The sequence below is a fragment of the Citrobacter sp. RHBSTW-00986 genome (assembly GCF_013783065.1).
Taxonomy (GTDB): Bacteria; Pseudomonadota; Gammaproteobacteria; order Enterobacterales; family Enterobacteriaceae; genus Citrobacter; species Citrobacter braakii.
Genome location: NZ_CP056200.1, coordinates 2291842 through 2307550, shown reverse-complemented (window position 1 = coordinate 2307550; position 15709 = coordinate 2291842). Strand labels below are relative to the sequence as shown.

Sequence of the window (15709 nt, the reverse complement as noted above, 5' to 3'; positions counted from 1 at the left end):
TAGCAGTTAATAATACCATTGAGATGCCTTTAAAGCCTTGTATTTTCTCCATCCCCCCCGCGCTTCGCAGAATGAATGAGACTTAACCAGGGAAAGTGTTATAACCCTCATGTGTAATGAAAAGTGATTATCAGTAAGGGATGATAACTATTCTACAAGGCACAAAGAGTGGGATATAATTGCAGCCCCATTTCGAACCGCCTTCAAATTGTGATCATAACTCATTGATTGCTAAAAATAAGCAATGACCATAAGGATTAAAGCTATGGGTTTTCTTTCCGGTAAGCGCATTCTGGTAACGGGTCTTGCCAGCAAACTGTCCATCGCCTGGGGTATCGCTCAGGCCATGCATCGCGAAGGGGCTGAACTGGCGTTCACCTACCAGAATGACAAACTAAAAGGCCGCGTCGAAGAATTTGCAGCTCAACTGGGTTCCAGCATCGTACTGCAGTGTGATGTGGCGGAAGATGCCAGCATTGATGCACTGTTTACCGAACTGGGCAAAGCCTGGCCGAAATTCGACGGTTTCGTGCACTCCATTGGTTTTGCGCCCGCAGACCAACTGGATGGCGACTATGTGAATGCAGTCACCCGCGAAGGCTTCAAAATTGCTCATGACATCAGCGCTTACAGCTTTGTGGCGATGGCAAAAGCCTGCCGTTCCATGCTGAACCCAGGCTCGGCGCTGCTGACGCTATCCTATCTGGGCGCAGAGCGCGCCATCCCTAACTACAACGTGATGGGCCTGGCAAAAGCCTCACTGGAAGCGAACGTCCGCTATATGGCTAATGCGATGGGTCCTGAAGGCGTGCGTGTGAACGCTATTTCCGCCGGTCCTATCCGTACACTCGCCGCTTCCGGCATTAAAGATTTCCGTAAAATGCTGGCGCATTGTGAAGCGGTTACGCCGATTCGCCGCACTGTAACCATTGAAGATGTGGGCAACTCCGCAGCATTTTTGTGCTCCGATCTTGCTGCCGGCATCTCTGGTGAAGTCGTTCACGTCGATGGTGGCTTCAGTATCGCGGCAATGAACGAGCTGGAACTGAAATAATCGTAAGTCTTCTATGGGCGGTCTTGCCCCGCCCATGACTCTCCTCTGCCCGTCGCCATATATGCTTTTCTGATATTTATTATCACGGAACAATCTTTCATCCCCTCTTCTGCTTACGTCAGGATATTGCAGCGCAAACGATCCGGCGTAGTAGTAGACGACGTGTCCGGGTCGCCACTTTTTAGACCAAGGACCGCCCATGGAACAACGCCGAATTGAAGGCAAAAGCCACTGGTATCATGAGACGCAATCCAGCAAGCATCCGCAAGATATTCTGCCGCTGGTGCCGGAAGCCGCTCATGTCGACGACAGCTTTTTACTGGATCTGGCGATACCTGATGACGCCCTTTTGCCTTTTCAATCCTGGTTAACCCCTGCCCGTAAACTTGCCCAGGTTCTCTTCCCGGTTCACGTAAACCTGAATCAGATGCACACATTCAGCGCCTATGAACGGATGAGTACGGCGCTTACCGTCGCTCAGGTGTATGGCGTCCAGCGATTGTGCAATCACTATGCCGCGCGGTTAACACCGCTTCCTGGTCCTGACTCGTCACGGGAAAGTAACCATCGGCTGGCGCAAATCACCCAATATGCTCGCCAACTTGCCAGCTCTCCTGACGTGATAGGCGCACGCGATCGCCAGCATCTGGATGCGGTCGGGCTGACTACCAGCGATAGTATTTTGATGAATCAAATCATCGGCTTCGTCGGTTTTCAGGCCCGGACCGTGGCTCTGTTTCAGGCCTGGTTTGGACATCCGGTACGCCGAATACCGGGGCTGGATATACAGCAATTCGCTCACGCTTCGCCATTTAGTGCAACAAACGCTACCTGGCACGCTGCACCATTCCCAATCGAAAAATATCCTGCTCAGGACGAGACGAAGGCCAGACATTTTCCCGATGAACTGCAAGCGTTGGTGCCATTACTGATTCATTCACCGGTCATTTTAGATTTATTCACGACACTGATTTCCAGTACCCGGCGCAGCGCAGTACCGGTGCAGGCATTTTCACTGGCGGCGCTAATGACCTCACGGATTAACGGCAGCGTGGCCTGCTTTAATGAACAGGCACATACAGCCGATGAATTAGCCAACGTTATCGCCCTGCTTCGCCAGGAGGAACGTGAATTACAGCGCTGGGAACAGCGACATCCGGTTGAGCGCGTCACCCTGCAGGCGGTACAATGGCTAACCCGAGCGCCCGACCGTTTTAGCGCCGCGCTGTTAACCCCTTTGTTCGATCAGGGCATCTCTTCTGAACAAGCGATTAACCTGCTGGCCTGGAGCGGATTGTGCGGATGGTTGAATCGCTTGAAAATCGCGCTGGGCGAGACTTATTAACCGATCCACTTACTGAAAGAGCGCTTGCCGCAACTGAGAGAATCGCGTAAAACTGTCAGCCGCTCTTTTAGCCACGAAAATAGACAATTATGCTTCAGGACAACCCGCTGCTAGCGCAGCTTAAACAGCAACTGCATTCCCAGACGCCACGTGCTGAAGGGGTGGTAAAAGCCACGGAAAAAGGCTTTGGCTTCCTGGAAGTCGATGCACAAAAAAGCTATTTCATTCCACCGCCGCAGATGAAAAAAGTGATGCATGGCGACCGCATTGTTGCGGTTATCCATACAGAAAAAGATCGTGAATCTGCCGAGCCGGAAGAACTGATCGAACCCTTCCTGACGCGCTTCGTGGGTAAAGTTCAGGGCAAAAATGATCGTCTGTCCATTGTGCCGGATCATCCGTTACTGAAAGAAGCGATCCCTTGCCGTGCCGCCCGCGGCGTTGAGCACGACTTTAAAGAAGGTGATTGGGCCGTCGCTGAAATGCGCCGCCACCCGCTGAAAGGCGATCGCACCTTCTATGCCGAGTTAACCCAATTTATCACTTTTGCTGATGACCACTTTGTCCCGTGGTGGGTCACGCTGGCACGCCATAATCTCGAAAAAGAAGCGCCGGACGGTGTGGCAACTGAGATGCTGGATGAAGGTCTGGTTCGTCAGGATTTAACCGCCCTCAACTTTGTCACCATCGACAGCGCCAGCACCGAAGATATGGACGATGCGCTGTATGCTGAAGAGCTGGCCGACGGCAAACTGCAATTAACTGTCGCCATTGCCGACCCTACGGCCTGGATTGCAGAAGGCAGCAAGCTGGATAAAACGGCAAAAATTCGCGCGTTTACTAACTATCTGCCGGGGTTCAATATCCCGATGCTACCACGCGAGTTGTCTGACGATCTGTGCTCTTTACGCGCGAACGAAGTGCGTCCGGTTCTGGCTTGTCGTATGACCATCACCGCGGATGGAGCGATTGAAGACAACATCACCTTCTTCGCAGCGACGATTGAGTCGAAAGCGAAGCTGGTCTACGACAACGTCTCCGACTGGCTGGAAGATACCGGTGACTGGCAGCCTGCAAACGACGCGATTGCTGAACAAATCCGTCTGCTACACCGTATTTGCCTGAGCCGCGGTGAATGGCGTCATAACCATGCTCTGGTATTTAAAGATCGCCCGGATTACCGTTTTGTTCTTGGTGAAAAAGGTGAAGTCCTGGACATCGTTGCTGAGCCACGCCGCATCGCAAACCGTATCGTGGAAGAATCCATGATTGCGGCAAACATTTGCGCCGCCCGCGTGCTTCGCGACAAGCTCGGCTTCGGTATTTATAACGTCCATATGGGATTCGACCCTGCCAACGCCGACGCTCTGGCCGCGCTGCTAAAAACCCATGGTATGCACGTTGATGCCGAGGAAGTCCTGACGCTGGAAGGTTTCTGCAAACTGCGCCGCGAGCTGGATGCGCAGCCTTCTGGTTTCCTCGACAGCCGAATTCGCCGTTTCCAGTCTTACGCTGAAATCAGTATCGAGCCAGGGCCGCACTTTGGGCTGGGTCTGGAGGCTTATGCCACCTGGACCTCTCCTATTCGTAAATATGGCGATATGATTAACCACCGCCTGCTTAAGGCCGTCATCAAAGGTGAAACCATTTCCCGCCCTGGGGATGATACCACGGTGCAAATGGCGGAACGTCGTCGCCTGAACCGGATGGCTGAACGTGATGTGGGCGACTGGTTATACGCCCGTTTCCTGAGTGACAAAGCCGGGACCGATACCCGCTTTGCGGCCGAGATAATTGACGTCAGCCGCGGCGGTATGCGCGTGCGTTTAATTGATAATGGCGCAGTCGCATTTATTCCTGCCCCATTCCTGCACGCCGTTCGGGACGAGCTGGTATGCAGCCAGGAAAGCGGCACGGTGCAAATTAAAGGTGAAGTGGTTTACAAAGTCACGGATGTGATTGACGTAACCATCGCCGAAGTTCGCATGGAAACCCGCAGCGTTATCGCGCGTCCAGCCGCGTAACACGTATCAATCCAGCGACCTTTCTCATTTTGTGAAAGGTCGTTTCTTTTTTCCGCCCAAATTCCCACCACCGCACTACACTTCTTTCATTCAGTCAATTTTATTTTTTTACTTTTTTCAGTTCCGCTGGCTTTGCTTTTTACGGATTCTGGATTAAACATAAATATATAAAAAAAACAATACGTTCAGCCATAATCACCCCGAATGAATCATGGCTACCCATACTTTTGAGGCTCTATGCGCTTTAAACGGGATAGTACACATGATGAAAGACGTCCGGGAGCTGGTTACGTTGTATAGCTATGTGGGCACTCATAACCCCTACTGGCGTTTGTCAGAGGATTGCAACATCCTGCATTTCTCTATCGACGAAGCGTCAGAAGCTGATCAGACCATCGAATTATTACCTGAACAAGCCGATCGCATTCGCGAAATGACAGTGATCACGTCAAGTCTGTTAATGACGTTGCCCATTGAAGATGACGACATTCCCGTGCATCTGGTCGGTCGAAAAATCAATAAGCGCGAATGGGCCGGTAGCGCATCCGCCTGGGATGACACCCCTTCCGTCGCCCGCGATCTGGCCCACGGCCTCTCTTTTGCCGAACAAGTCGTTTCCGAAGCCAATTCCGTTATTGTCATTCTTGACCGCATGGGCAACATTCAGCGGTTTAATCGCCTGTGCGAAGAGTACACCGGCCTCAAAGAACGTGAAGTCATTGGTCAAAGTGTATTCACATTATTTATGAGCCGTCGTGAAGCAGCGGCTTCACGGCGCAATATTGAGGTCTTTTTTCGCGAAGGTAACTCGTATGAGGTTGAACGCTGGGTCAAGACCTGCAAAGGCCAGCGTCTGTTTCTGTTTCGCAATAAATTTGTGCATAACGGTAGCGGCAAGAACGAAATTTTTCTGATCTGTTCCGGGACCGATATCACTGAAGAACGCCGCGCGCAGGAACGACTGCGGGTGTTGGCAAATACCGACTCCATCACTGGATTACCAAACCGCAACGCAATTCATGAACTGATCAGCAATGCAATTGAGAACGCGGGCGATACGCAGGTCGGTATTGCGTACCTCGATCTGGATAACTTCAAAAAGGTAAACGATGCCTACGGGCATATGTTTGGCGATCAGCTACTACAAAGCGTGTCGCTGGCAATCCTCAGTTGCCTCGAAGACAACCAGATCCTGGCGCGATTTGGCGGCGATGAATTCATTGTTCTTGCCACCGAAACATCCCAGGGCACACTGGAAGCCACCGCATCACGCATTCTGACGCGCCTGCGCCAGCCCTTCCGCATCGGTCTGATTGAAGTCTATACCGGATGCTCTATTGGTATATCCCTCGCACCTCAGCATGGCCAGGACTGCGAGAGCGTCATTCGTAACGCGGATACAGCCATGTACACCGCGAAAGAAGGCGGCCGTGGGCAGTTTTGTGTTTTTTCTCCGGAAATGAATCAGCGGGTATTTGAATATCTGTGGCTGGATACTAATCTGCGTAAGGCGCTGGATAACGATCAACTGGTTATCCATTATCAGCCAAAGATAACCTGGCGCGGTGAAGTGCGCAGCCTGGAGGCGCTGGTTCGCTGGCAATCTCCGGAACGCGGCCTCATTCCACCGCTGGAGTTTATATCCTACGCCGAAGAATCGGGGCTCATCGTCCCGCTGGGGCGTTGGGTTATTCTCGACGTTGTGCGCCAGGTCGCGAAATGGCGTGACAAGGGAATAAACCTGCGCGTGGCGGTAAACGTTTCTGCCCGCCAGCTCGCCGACCAGACGCTTTTTACCGCACTTAAGCAGGTGCTTCACGAGCTCAACTTTGAGTATTGCCCCATCGATGTTGAATTAACGGAAAGCAGTTTGATAGAAAATGAGCAACTGGCGTTGTCAGTCATTCAGCAGTTTAGCCAGTTAGGAGCGCAAATCCATTTGGATGATTTTGGTACCGGTTATTCGTCGCTGTCTCAACTGGCCCGCTTTCCGCTAGATGCCATTAAACTGGATCAGACCTTTGTCAGAGAGATCCACAAACAACCTATTTCACAATCGCTGGTACGGGCCATAGTTGCGGTAGCACAGGCGCTCAACCTGCAGGTCATCGCCGAAGGCGTGGAAAGCGCGAAAGAGGATGCGTTTCTGACCAAAAATGGCGTCAATGAGCGTCAGGGGTTTTTATTCGCCAAACCAATGCCAGCCGCCGCATTTGAACGTTGGTATCGCCGCCATCTGAGTAAAAAAATGCGCTAATGCAGAGGGAATGAAGGTGATGAATAGCCATAAATGGACATTACATGACGACGCTATCCGCATGTAATCACAGAATATATAATATTCTTCAATCGTTCAGGTTAATACTATTTTTCCCTTCTCTTTTGCCATGAAATTCTGCATCATGAAATTCAAACTCTATTGCCATTAGGATGACGACCATGTCTGATATCGACGCTCAGCGTCTGGCCGAACGTATTGATACTGTGCTGGATATCCTCGTTGCAGGTGATTACCACTCAGCCATCCACAATCTTGAAATTCTGAAAGCTGAACTGTTAAACACGGTCAAAGAAGATGCCGAATCTTTGGCGAAAAAGCAGAAGGCGCCATGGGAGATCTGATGACAGTGATCTTTTGATGTCGCTGCTATCAGCAACTGCAGATAATGCAGTTTCCGTTTAATTTCCGATACGATATCGCAATAAAATTAATACTATGAATTCCCGACAACAATCTATTTTGCAGATGGTGACCGATAAAGGTCAGATGAGCGTCGCCGATCTGGCAAAAGTCACCGGTGTCTCCGAAGTGACGATTCGACAGGATCTGAACACGCTGGAAAAACAGAGTTACTTACGCCGAGCCCACGGTTTTGCTGTTTCATTGAACAGCGATGATGTTGAAACGCGCATGATGACCAATTTCACTCTGAAACGTGAACTGGCTGAATTCGCTGCATCTCTGGTCAGTCCAGGCGAATCCGTATTCATTGAGAATGGCAGCAGCAATGCACTTCTGGCCAGAACGCTGGCAGAGCAAAAAGATGTCACCATCATCACCGTGAGCAGCTACATTGCTCATCTGCTCAAAGAAACGCCCTGTGAAGTGATACTTCTCGGTGGAATTTACCAGAAAAAAAGTGAGAGCATGGTCGGCCCCTTAACTCGCCAGTTTATCCAGCAGGTACACTTCAGTAAGGCCTTTATCGGCATTGACGGCTGGCAGGCTGATACCGGTTTTACCGGACGCGATATGATGCGTTCTGACGTGGTTAACGCGGTGCTGGAAAAAGGCGCAGAAGTTATTGTGTTGACCGACAGCTCAAAATTCGACGCCATTCACCCTTACACGCTGGGTCCATTAGAGCGATTCAGCCGCGTAGTAACGGACTCCAGACTCAGCGCCAGCGTACAAATGCAGCTCGAACATTCAGGATTAATCGTCAATATCATTGATGCCCACGCATAAAATCTTCAGTAGATGGTTTGTCAGCAGACAAATCATCTGCTCTCTGAGAGTTATCTGACAATCCAATTAAGACTTTTTACCTGTCGTTAACAGGATAAAGTCGTAAAATTAATGTTAGCGATATAACAGGAACGAACCTCCAACTTCAGGATAGTGTTTGTAATGACTTCGCTAAACGGTTTCACGGAAATATCTTCGATAGTCTTAATTTGACGCTATCCTTAAAGAACACTGGATTCCGTGAATCAATAATTCAGGAGAAAGTATTATGTTAGTAACGAGCAAAAAAATGACCGCTGCCATTCTGGCGATTACTCTGGCAATGTCGCTGAGTGCCTGCTCTAACTGGTCCAAACGAGATCGTAACACCGCAATCGGTGCTGGTGCAGGTGCAATAGGTGGTGCAGTCCTGACTGACGGTAGCACGCTGGGTACGCTGGGTGGTGCTGCAGTAGGTGGTATTATCGGCCACCAGGTGGGTAAATAATCTACGGTTAAACGGCTCGATATAATAATACGTTTACTTTTTCAGGTCTGTATTATTAAAAAGCCACGGAAAGTTTCCGTGGCTTTTTTATTAACCGCCAGCCAGTTTAACTTTCATTCCTTTAGCTTCCAGCAGCGATTTAATCAGGTCGCGTTTATCCCCCTGAATTTCAATCACGCCATCTTTCACTGCTCCACCGCAACCACACTTTTTCTTCAGTTCTGCGGCTAATTTGGTCAGTTCGGCATCGTCTTGGTCAATACCGGTAATCAGGCACACGCCCTTCCCTTTGCGACCACTGGTCTGGCGCTGGATACGAACAATGCCATCGCCTTTTGGACGCTCAGGCGCTGTTTTCGGTTCATCAATACGCCCAGAGTCGGTTGAGTAGACCAGACGAGAGTTTGAGTCGTTCATTTACGCACCTCGTTTCAGGGAAGCATTGATCATCTTCAGCGTCTGCGCGGGATCGGCCGACTGGGTGACCGGACGACCAATCACCATGTAATCCACACCTGCTAATTGCGCCTGTTCCGGTGTCATAATACGACGCTGATCGCCCGCCTCGCTGCCTTCTGGACGAATACCCGGTGTCACCAGCTTAAATGCCTGGCCCAACGCCTGCTTGAATCGCACCGCTTCCTGAGCTGAGCATACGACACCATCCAGACCACAATTCTGGGTTAAGCGCGCCAGTCTTTCAGCATAATCCGCAGGTAACAACGTCACGCCTAGATCGGCGAGGTCGCTGGCTTCCATACTGGTCAGAACCGTCACGGCAATCAGCAGCGGCGCGTCCTGGCCAAAAGGCACTAAGGCTTCACGGGCTGCAGTCATCATACGCACCCCGCCAGAAGCGTGAACGTTAACCATCCAGACGCCAAGTTCGGCAGCAGCGGCAACTGCATGCGCGGTGGTATTGGGAATATCATGAAATTTCAAATCAAGAAAGATGTCAAAACCACGCTGTTGTAGATCGCGAACCAACTGAGGCCCAAAAAGCGTGAACATCTCTTTGCCCACTTTCAAACGGCAATCACGAGGATCAATTCTGTCGACAAAAGCTAATGCTTTATCACGATTAGAATAATCGAGAGCGACAACGACAGGAGAATCGGTAACAGCACGAGAAGAAGATGAAGCAGTAAACGTCATGACCAGACCTTCTTGAGGATGGGCGCCCACGGCGGCGCGAAATGGGTAAACGGCGTGCATTCTACCTGCGGTAATAGAAAATTAACAGGCGCGATTACATTTCTGCCAGGCGAGCCGGCAGCGGAGGTTGAGGATGGATCGATTACACACCAATAGTATGTTGTAACTAAAATGAGGTTTTTTTAAAAATTACAGCCCATCAAGTCCGCGAATGGGCTTAATGGTTGACCATGAACGGCAGGATGGACAGTGCCAGTACAGCGTATACGCCGTAAAACCGCACTTCTGGCAGCTGTAACGCGGTTTACTGCGTACCTGCTCTCCGACCATATCGCGCAGAACCATCAGGCTCTCTTTGGCACGCCCTTCTTCGGCTTCGTGGAGATGATAATCCATCAGCTTGTGGAACACGCGCATCGTAGGATGACGTTGCAGCTGACGAGTGATATAGACCTGAGCGGTATCAGCCCCCTCACGCGCCTCAAGAATATCCGCCAGCATCAGTTCGGCGGCGGCACCAGTATTTTCCTCGACGGCCCGACGTAAAAACTCCGCCCACTCATCGTTTTTCCCCAGATGCTGGTAGCAGCTTTGCAGCATTTCCAGCGTTTCGCTGACCAGCTCTTTATCCTGGGAAATGACCCGTTGCAGGCTTTCAACCGCCTTCGCGTAATCACCTTTTTCCATGTACACGCGACCCATCATGATGGATACCCGTGCACTGTTTTTGTCTGCCGCCGCGCCTTTTTTCAACAGCGTCATGGCGCGATCCATATCGTCGCTACCCATTTGCTGTAAGGCCAGTTCGCAGTAGAAGTGGGCTATCTCATTACGCTGCTTGTCTTTGCCGAGTTTTACCAGACGCTCTGCTACATCAATGGCTTTTTGCCATTCGCTGGTGGCCTGATAAATTTGCAACAGTTGCTGTAATGCGCCAACCCGAAAATCAGTTTCATCGGTAAGCTGATTGAACATGTCTTCCGCGCGGTCGTACAGTCCCGCGGCCATGTAGTCGCGCCCCAGCTGTTGCACGGCCAGCAAACGCTGCTCGTAGGTCAGCGAGGCACTTTCCATTAACGTTTGATGGATGCGGATTGCGCGATCGACTTCACCGCGAGAGCGGAACAGGTTTCCGAGGGTGAGATGAGCCTCAACGGTGCCTGTGTCCTCTTTTAGCATATCAAGGAACAGATCCACCGCTTTATCTTGTTGATTGCTCAGGAGGAAGTTAACCCCGGCGACATAGTCACGAGAAAGACGGTTAGCTTCATCCTGCTTGATTTGTTGCGCACTTCTGCGACCCATATACCACCCATAGGCAGCGGCTACAGGTAAAAGCAGAAACAACAACTCCAACATAAATAATTATTCCTTCACAACCGACGAATCGGCAGATACCGCAACGTCGGTCGCAGGCGCAAGCTGGTTTTCCAGTCGTTTGATTTTACGTTCGGCGCGCGCAAGAGACACACGAACCTTCAGCCAGAAAAGGCCGCAAATTAGCCAACCAATCGCAAACCCTGCGGCAAACAATACAGCAAGCAGCGTAGAGATACGATACTCACCCTGAGCCAGCAGGTAATTAAACGTAACCTGTTGATCGTTTTGCGCACCCAATGTCACCGAAATAACAAAAATCGCCAACACCAGTAAGAAAATGAGTAAATATTTCACATTACTTCCCGTTATGTGGTTTGAGCGAATAAATCGTGTCCAACTTACCGCGTTGAGCCCTTTAAATTACCATTTTCACAACGAGTGCGAAACGGAAAAGCGCTTTCCACTTTCTGATTTAAGGGCAAAATTTGAAAAATCAATCATCGCTAGCTTTCTTGTTCTCGCTGCGCGATTTCTTTTTCCTCCTGCACTGGTGGGGTTAATGGTCCGCATACCCGCTGTGCAAGCCAGGTTGCCAGCGTCACCAACAGCCACGAAATCAGCGTTGCCACCACCAAATCACGGGGCCAGTGCATGCCTAACAGCAAGCGGCTGCCCATCACGCCGGTCGCCCAGATCAGCAGAAACACAATCGTCAGCGTACGTCTGCGCGGCCATAACAGCCCTACGCCCAGTAAAGCCCAACTGGCGGCAAACATCGTATGTCCGGACGGAAAGGCAAAACCCGTTTCTTTTTGCCAGTGCTTGCGTAAAAACGTTGGAATATCCTGCTGTTCGGCCAATTGTTCTTTGACTAAATGCCCACGATCTTTACGTTTTAAAGTGTAGAACTCATCAACCGGAATATGGTGCGTTTTTTCCAGCCACACGACAAAAGGTCGCGGTTCTTGCACCCTGTCTTTTACCCAGGACTTCACGCCCTGTCCCACTAAAATCGCCGCTGCCAGAATAGCAAACAACATTATCGCGGCTTTAAGACGAAAACGCAGGCACCACAGAAACCATGCACAAAGCGCAACGTGAGTGATAATTCCCCACGGCTGCGTCACCGTTTCCGTTACCCAGTACAAGGACTTTAACCACCAGACATTGTGCCCCGGCTGCCAGCTCCAGCCTGATACCCATACGGCAACCGGCATGATAAGTAGCAGTCCGGTCCCCACTGCGGTGCGCTTTGCAATAGACAGCATTGCCTCTCCTTTCGTCGATAAGTATCACAATCATAACTGAAAAATTCACACGTCGGGAAAATTGACAATTTTGTGCCATTCCAAAAGCGAATCCGTGGTCGCGATTAGGTGAACGTCGTTGCCTTATGGCAAAATAGTGTAATACAGAACAGAAGCCGACAGGCGAAGGCACGACGAGTGCCAGCATAATCTGGAGAATTACATGCAGCTTAAACGTGTGGCAGAAGCCAAACTGCCAACCCCCTGGGGTGATTTCCTGATGGTGGGATTTGAAGAACTGGCAACCGGACACGATCATGTCGCACTGGTTTTTGGCGATATCACAGGCCAAACACCTGTCCTGGCGCGCGTCCACTCCGAATGTTTGACTGGTGATGCGCTGTTTAGCCTGCGTTGCGATTGCGGTTTCCAGCTTGAAGCGGCCCTCACCCACATTGCTGAAGAAGGGCGTGGTATTCTGCTTTATCACCGTCAGGAAGGACGCAACATTGGCCTGCTCAACAAAATCCGCGCTTACGCGTTGCAGGACCAGGGTTATGATACCGTTGAAGCGAATCATCAGTTGGGATTTGCGGCAGACGAGCGCGATTTCACGCTGTGTGCCGATATGTTCAAGCTGCTGGGCGTGGATGCGGTACGTTTGCTGACCAATAACCCGAAGAAAGTAGAAATCCTGACCGAAGCGGGAATCAATATTGTTGAACGCGTACCGCTGATCGTGGGCCGTAATCCAAAAAATGAACATTATCTGGACACCAAAGCCGCCAAGATGGGACATTTGCTGGGCAAATAATCGTTGTCACCGCCTATCAAAAAGCCTGCTCTCGCAGGCTTTTTTGCATTTTAATTCAACATATTACGAATCACGTAGTGCAGAATGCCGTCGTTTTGGTAATACGTTAGCTCCGTCGCGGTATCAATGCGACAGCGGCATAGAATCACCTCTTTACGCCCATCTGCGCGTACCATACTCACCGGAACTGTCGCCCCCGGTTTAATGTTTTGTAGGTCCGTAATATCGATCGCCTCCTCACCGGTTAATCCCAGCGTTTTACGCGTGACGCCCTGCGGGAATTCCAGCGGTAAAATGCCCATGCCAATCAGGTTAGAACGGTGAATTCGCTCAAAAGACTCTGCGATAACCACGCGAACGCCCAGCAAACGTGGGCCTTTCGCCGCCCAGTCACGGCTGGAGCCAGATCCATACTCTTTCCCGGCAATCACTGCCAGAGGCACGTTCTCCTGCTGGTATTGCATGGCCGCATCATAAATAGCCACCACTTCGGTTCCCGGCAAATGACGCGTCATGCCACCTTCCACGCCGGGTACCATCTCATTGCGAATACGAATATTGGCAAAGGTACCACGCATCATCACTTCATGATTCCCGCGTCGTGAACCGTAAGAGTTAAAATCTTTACGCTCAACGCCATGGCTTTGCAGATAGCGCCCCGCCGGGCTGTCTGGCTTAATACTGCCGGCAGGAGAAATATGGTCGGTGGTAACAGAATCTCCGAGCATCGCCAGAATACGCGCACCGTGAATGTCCTGAACCGGATCCGGCGTAGCCTGCATACCATCGAAGAACGGTGACAAACGGATATAGGTCGAGTCAGACTGCCAGCCATAGGTATCAGCGCGATCAACCTGGATTGCTTTCCATTCTGGCGTGCCTTCAAAGACTTCAGCATACTCTTTGTGGAACATGGCGGTAGAGACCTGCTCAACGGCGCGGGCAATTTCCTTGGCTGTCGGCCAAATATCTTTCAGATAAACAGGATCGCCTTTTCTGTCATGGCCTAACGGATCTTTCGTCAGGTTGATATTCATATTCCCCGCCAGCGCGTAGGCCACCACCAGCGGCGGAGACGCCAGCCAGTTGGTCTTCACGAGCGGATGGATACGACCTTCAAAGTTACGGTTTCCAGAAAGCACTGCCCCAACTGTAAGATCGCCTTTTTTGATGGCTGTTTCGATAGGATCGGGTAAGGGTCCAGAGTTGCCAATACAGGTGGTACAGCCATAACCCACAAGATTAAATCCCAGCTCATCAAGGTACGGAGTGAACCCTGCCTTTGCCAGATAATCGGAAACCACCTTCGATCCTGGCGCCAACGAGGCTTTCACCCATGGCTGACGTTTCAAACCAAGCGTGACGGCTTTTTTCGCCAGCAGCCCCGCCGCCATCAATACGCTTGGGTTTGAGGTGTTGGTACAAGAGGTGATAGCGGCTATCACCACCGCGCCGTCCGGCAGCTTATACTGCTGACCGCTCATGGTATAGTCCACTGGCTGACGGTCTTTCAGCGAGCTATTCACCTCAAGTTCATTACTCGCCGAAAAGGCTTTCGGCACATCAGCCAGCGCCACCCGATCCTGCGGACGCTTCGGTCCAGCAAGGCTTGCCTCTACGCTGCCCATATCCAGCTCCAACGAACTGGTAAACACAGGTTCATCCCCTGGGTTACGCCACATTCCCTGCGCTTTGGCATAGGCATTGACCAACTCAACCTGTTCCTCACTGCGCCCGCTCAGACGCATATACTCAAGGGTAATGTCATCGATCGGGAAGAAACCGCAGGTTGCGCCGTATTCCGGTGCCATGTTCGCAATGGTTGCTCGATCGGCCAGAGGTAAGGTGTCCAGCCCATCACCGTAGAATTCAACGAATTTACCGACTACACCGTGCTTACGCAGCATCTGGGTGACGGTCAGAACCAGGTCGGTGGCAGTGATACCTTCCCGCAGTTTACCCACCAGTTTAAAGCCCACAACATCCGGGATCAGCATTGAGACCGGTTGACCCAGCATTGCCGCTTCAGCTTCAATGCCTCCAACGCCCCAGCCCAGCACACCGAGACCATTAATCATCGTGGTATGGGAATCGGTACCGACCAGTGTATCGGGATAAGCCACCCACTCACCGTCCTGTAACTCGCTCCAGACAGCTTTGCCAAGATATTCAAGGTTAACCTGGTGGCAAATCCCCGTACCCGGCGGTACAACGCTGAAGCGACTAAATGCCTGCTGTCCCCATTTCAGGAACACATAACGTTCATGGTTACGTTCCATTTCCAGGCGCACGTTTTCTTCGAAAGCATCATCATCACCGAAACGATCCACCGTTACCGAGTGGTCAATGACAAGATCCACTGGCGAAAGCGGATTCACTTTTGCCGTATCCCCACCCAGACGTTTTACCGCTTCGCGCATGGCGGCGAGATCGACCACCGCCGGCACGCCGGTAAAATCCTGCATCAGAACACGAGCAGGTCGATAGGCAATTTCTCGATCGGCATGGGCGGTCTTCAGCCAATGCGCAAGCGCATGAATATCATCTTCGGTAACGGAATTACCGTCCTGCCAGCGAAGCAGGTTTTCCAGCAAAACTTTTAGCGATTTCGGTAAACGGGTGATATCACCCAGTGATTTAGCGGCCAGCGGCAGACTGTAGTAACGGTAGGTTTTATCTTTAACCTGCAATGTGTCCTTACTGGCTTCTCGTAGGGTCGACGACATAGCTCCTCCTTAATGACAGGGTTGGATCCCCTGATTTTCCTCAGGGTTAGTATTAAAGATAACACAAA

Annotated in this window: 14 protein-coding genes; 8 read left to right on the top strand and 6 right to left on the bottom strand. The window is 51.1% G+C overall.

Annotation, left to right across the window (positions count from 1 at the left end):
- Positions 1-265: 265 nt before the first annotated feature.
- From fabI to osmB, 7 genes are all read left to right on the top strand, one after another.
- Positions 266-1054, top strand: a complete 789-nt coding sequence (gene fabI, locus HV345_RS11380) for an enoyl-ACP reductase FabI (RefSeq protein WP_016156642.1) — start codon at positions 266-268, stop codon at positions 1052-1054.
- Between the two features lie 199 nt (positions 1055-1253).
- The gene (locus tag HV345_RS11375; protein WP_181636640.1) at positions 1254-2399 is read left to right on the top strand and encodes a carboxymuconolactone decarboxylase family protein; all 1146 of its coding nucleotides are present in this window, start codon (positions 1254-1256) and stop codon (positions 2397-2399) included.
- Between the two features lie 89 nt (positions 2400-2488).
- Entirely contained in the window at positions 2489-4423 is a 1935-nt protein-coding gene (locus HV345_RS11370; protein ID WP_181636639.1) for an exoribonuclease II, read from the top strand.
- Between the two features lie 265 nt (positions 4424-4688).
- Positions 4689-6680: a cyclic di-GMP phosphodiesterase gene (gene pdeR / locus HV345_RS11365; protein ID WP_047502364.1), complete on the top strand. Its 1992-nt coding sequence runs from the start codon at positions 4689-4691 to the stop codon at positions 6678-6680.
- Between the two features lie 182 nt (positions 6681-6862).
- Complete coding sequence (locus HV345_RS11360; RefSeq protein WP_016153241.1) at positions 6863-7045, top strand: hypothetical protein; 183 nt, start codon at positions 6863-6865, stop codon at positions 7043-7045.
- A gap of 94 nt (positions 7046-7139) precedes the next feature.
- A complete protein-coding gene (locus HV345_RS11355) occupies positions 7140-7892 on the top strand; it encodes a DNA-binding transcriptional regulator YciT (protein WP_016153242.1) in 753 nt (250 codons plus the stop codon).
- A 268-nt stretch (positions 7893-8160) separates the two neighbouring features.
- The gene (gene osmB, locus HV345_RS11350; RefSeq protein ID WP_003020583.1) at positions 8161-8379 is read left to right on the top strand and encodes an osmotically-inducible lipoprotein OsmB; all 219 of its coding nucleotides are present in this window, start codon (positions 8161-8163) and stop codon (positions 8377-8379) included.
- Positions 8380-8469: 90 nt separating this feature from the next.
- On the opposite strand, the gene yciH is transcribed toward osmB, so the two are convergent.
- The 5 genes from yciH to pgpB all read right to left on the bottom strand — a co-directional run bounded on the left by yciH (position 8470) and on the right by pgpB (position 12122).
- Positions 8470-8796 (bottom strand): stress response translation initiation inhibitor YciH, encoded by a 327-nt coding sequence (gene yciH / locus HV345_RS11345; RefSeq protein WP_016153243.1) that lies wholly within the window; start codon positions 8794-8796, stop codon positions 8470-8472.
- Positions 8797-9534, bottom strand: a complete 738-nt coding sequence (gene pyrF, locus HV345_RS11340) for an orotidine-5'-phosphate decarboxylase (protein WP_181636697.1) — start codon at positions 9532-9534, stop codon at positions 8797-8799.
- A 189-nt stretch (positions 9535-9723) separates the two neighbouring features.
- Positions 9724-10893: a lipopolysaccharide assembly protein LapB gene (lapB, locus tag HV345_RS11335; RefSeq protein WP_181636638.1), complete on the bottom strand. Its 1170-nt coding sequence runs from the start codon at positions 10891-10893 to the stop codon at positions 9724-9726.
- A 6-nt stretch (positions 10894-10899) separates the two neighbouring features.
- Positions 10900-11208 (bottom strand): LapA family protein, encoded by a 309-nt coding sequence (locus tag HV345_RS11330; protein ID WP_006684318.1) that lies wholly within the window; start codon positions 11206-11208, stop codon positions 10900-10902.
- A gap of 149 nt (positions 11209-11357) precedes the next feature.
- Entirely contained in the window at positions 11358-12122 is a 765-nt protein-coding gene (gene pgpB / locus HV345_RS11325) for a phosphatidylglycerophosphatase B (protein ID WP_016156647.1), read from the bottom strand.
- A gap of 202 nt (positions 12123-12324) precedes the next feature.
- On the opposite strand from pgpB, the gene ribA reads away from it, so the two are divergent.
- Positions 12325-12915, top strand: a complete 591-nt coding sequence (gene ribA / locus HV345_RS11320; RefSeq protein WP_016153247.1) for a GTP cyclohydrolase II — start codon at positions 12325-12327, stop codon at positions 12913-12915.
- A 50-nt stretch (positions 12916-12965) separates the two neighbouring features.
- Here the strand turns inward: ribA and acnA are convergent, their stop codons facing one another.
- On the bottom strand, positions 12966-15641 hold the full coding sequence (gene acnA, locus HV345_RS11315; protein WP_016153248.1) for an aconitate hydratase AcnA: 2676 nt from the start codon (positions 15639-15641) through the stop codon (positions 12966-12968).
- Positions 15642-15709: the final 68 nt, after the last annotated feature.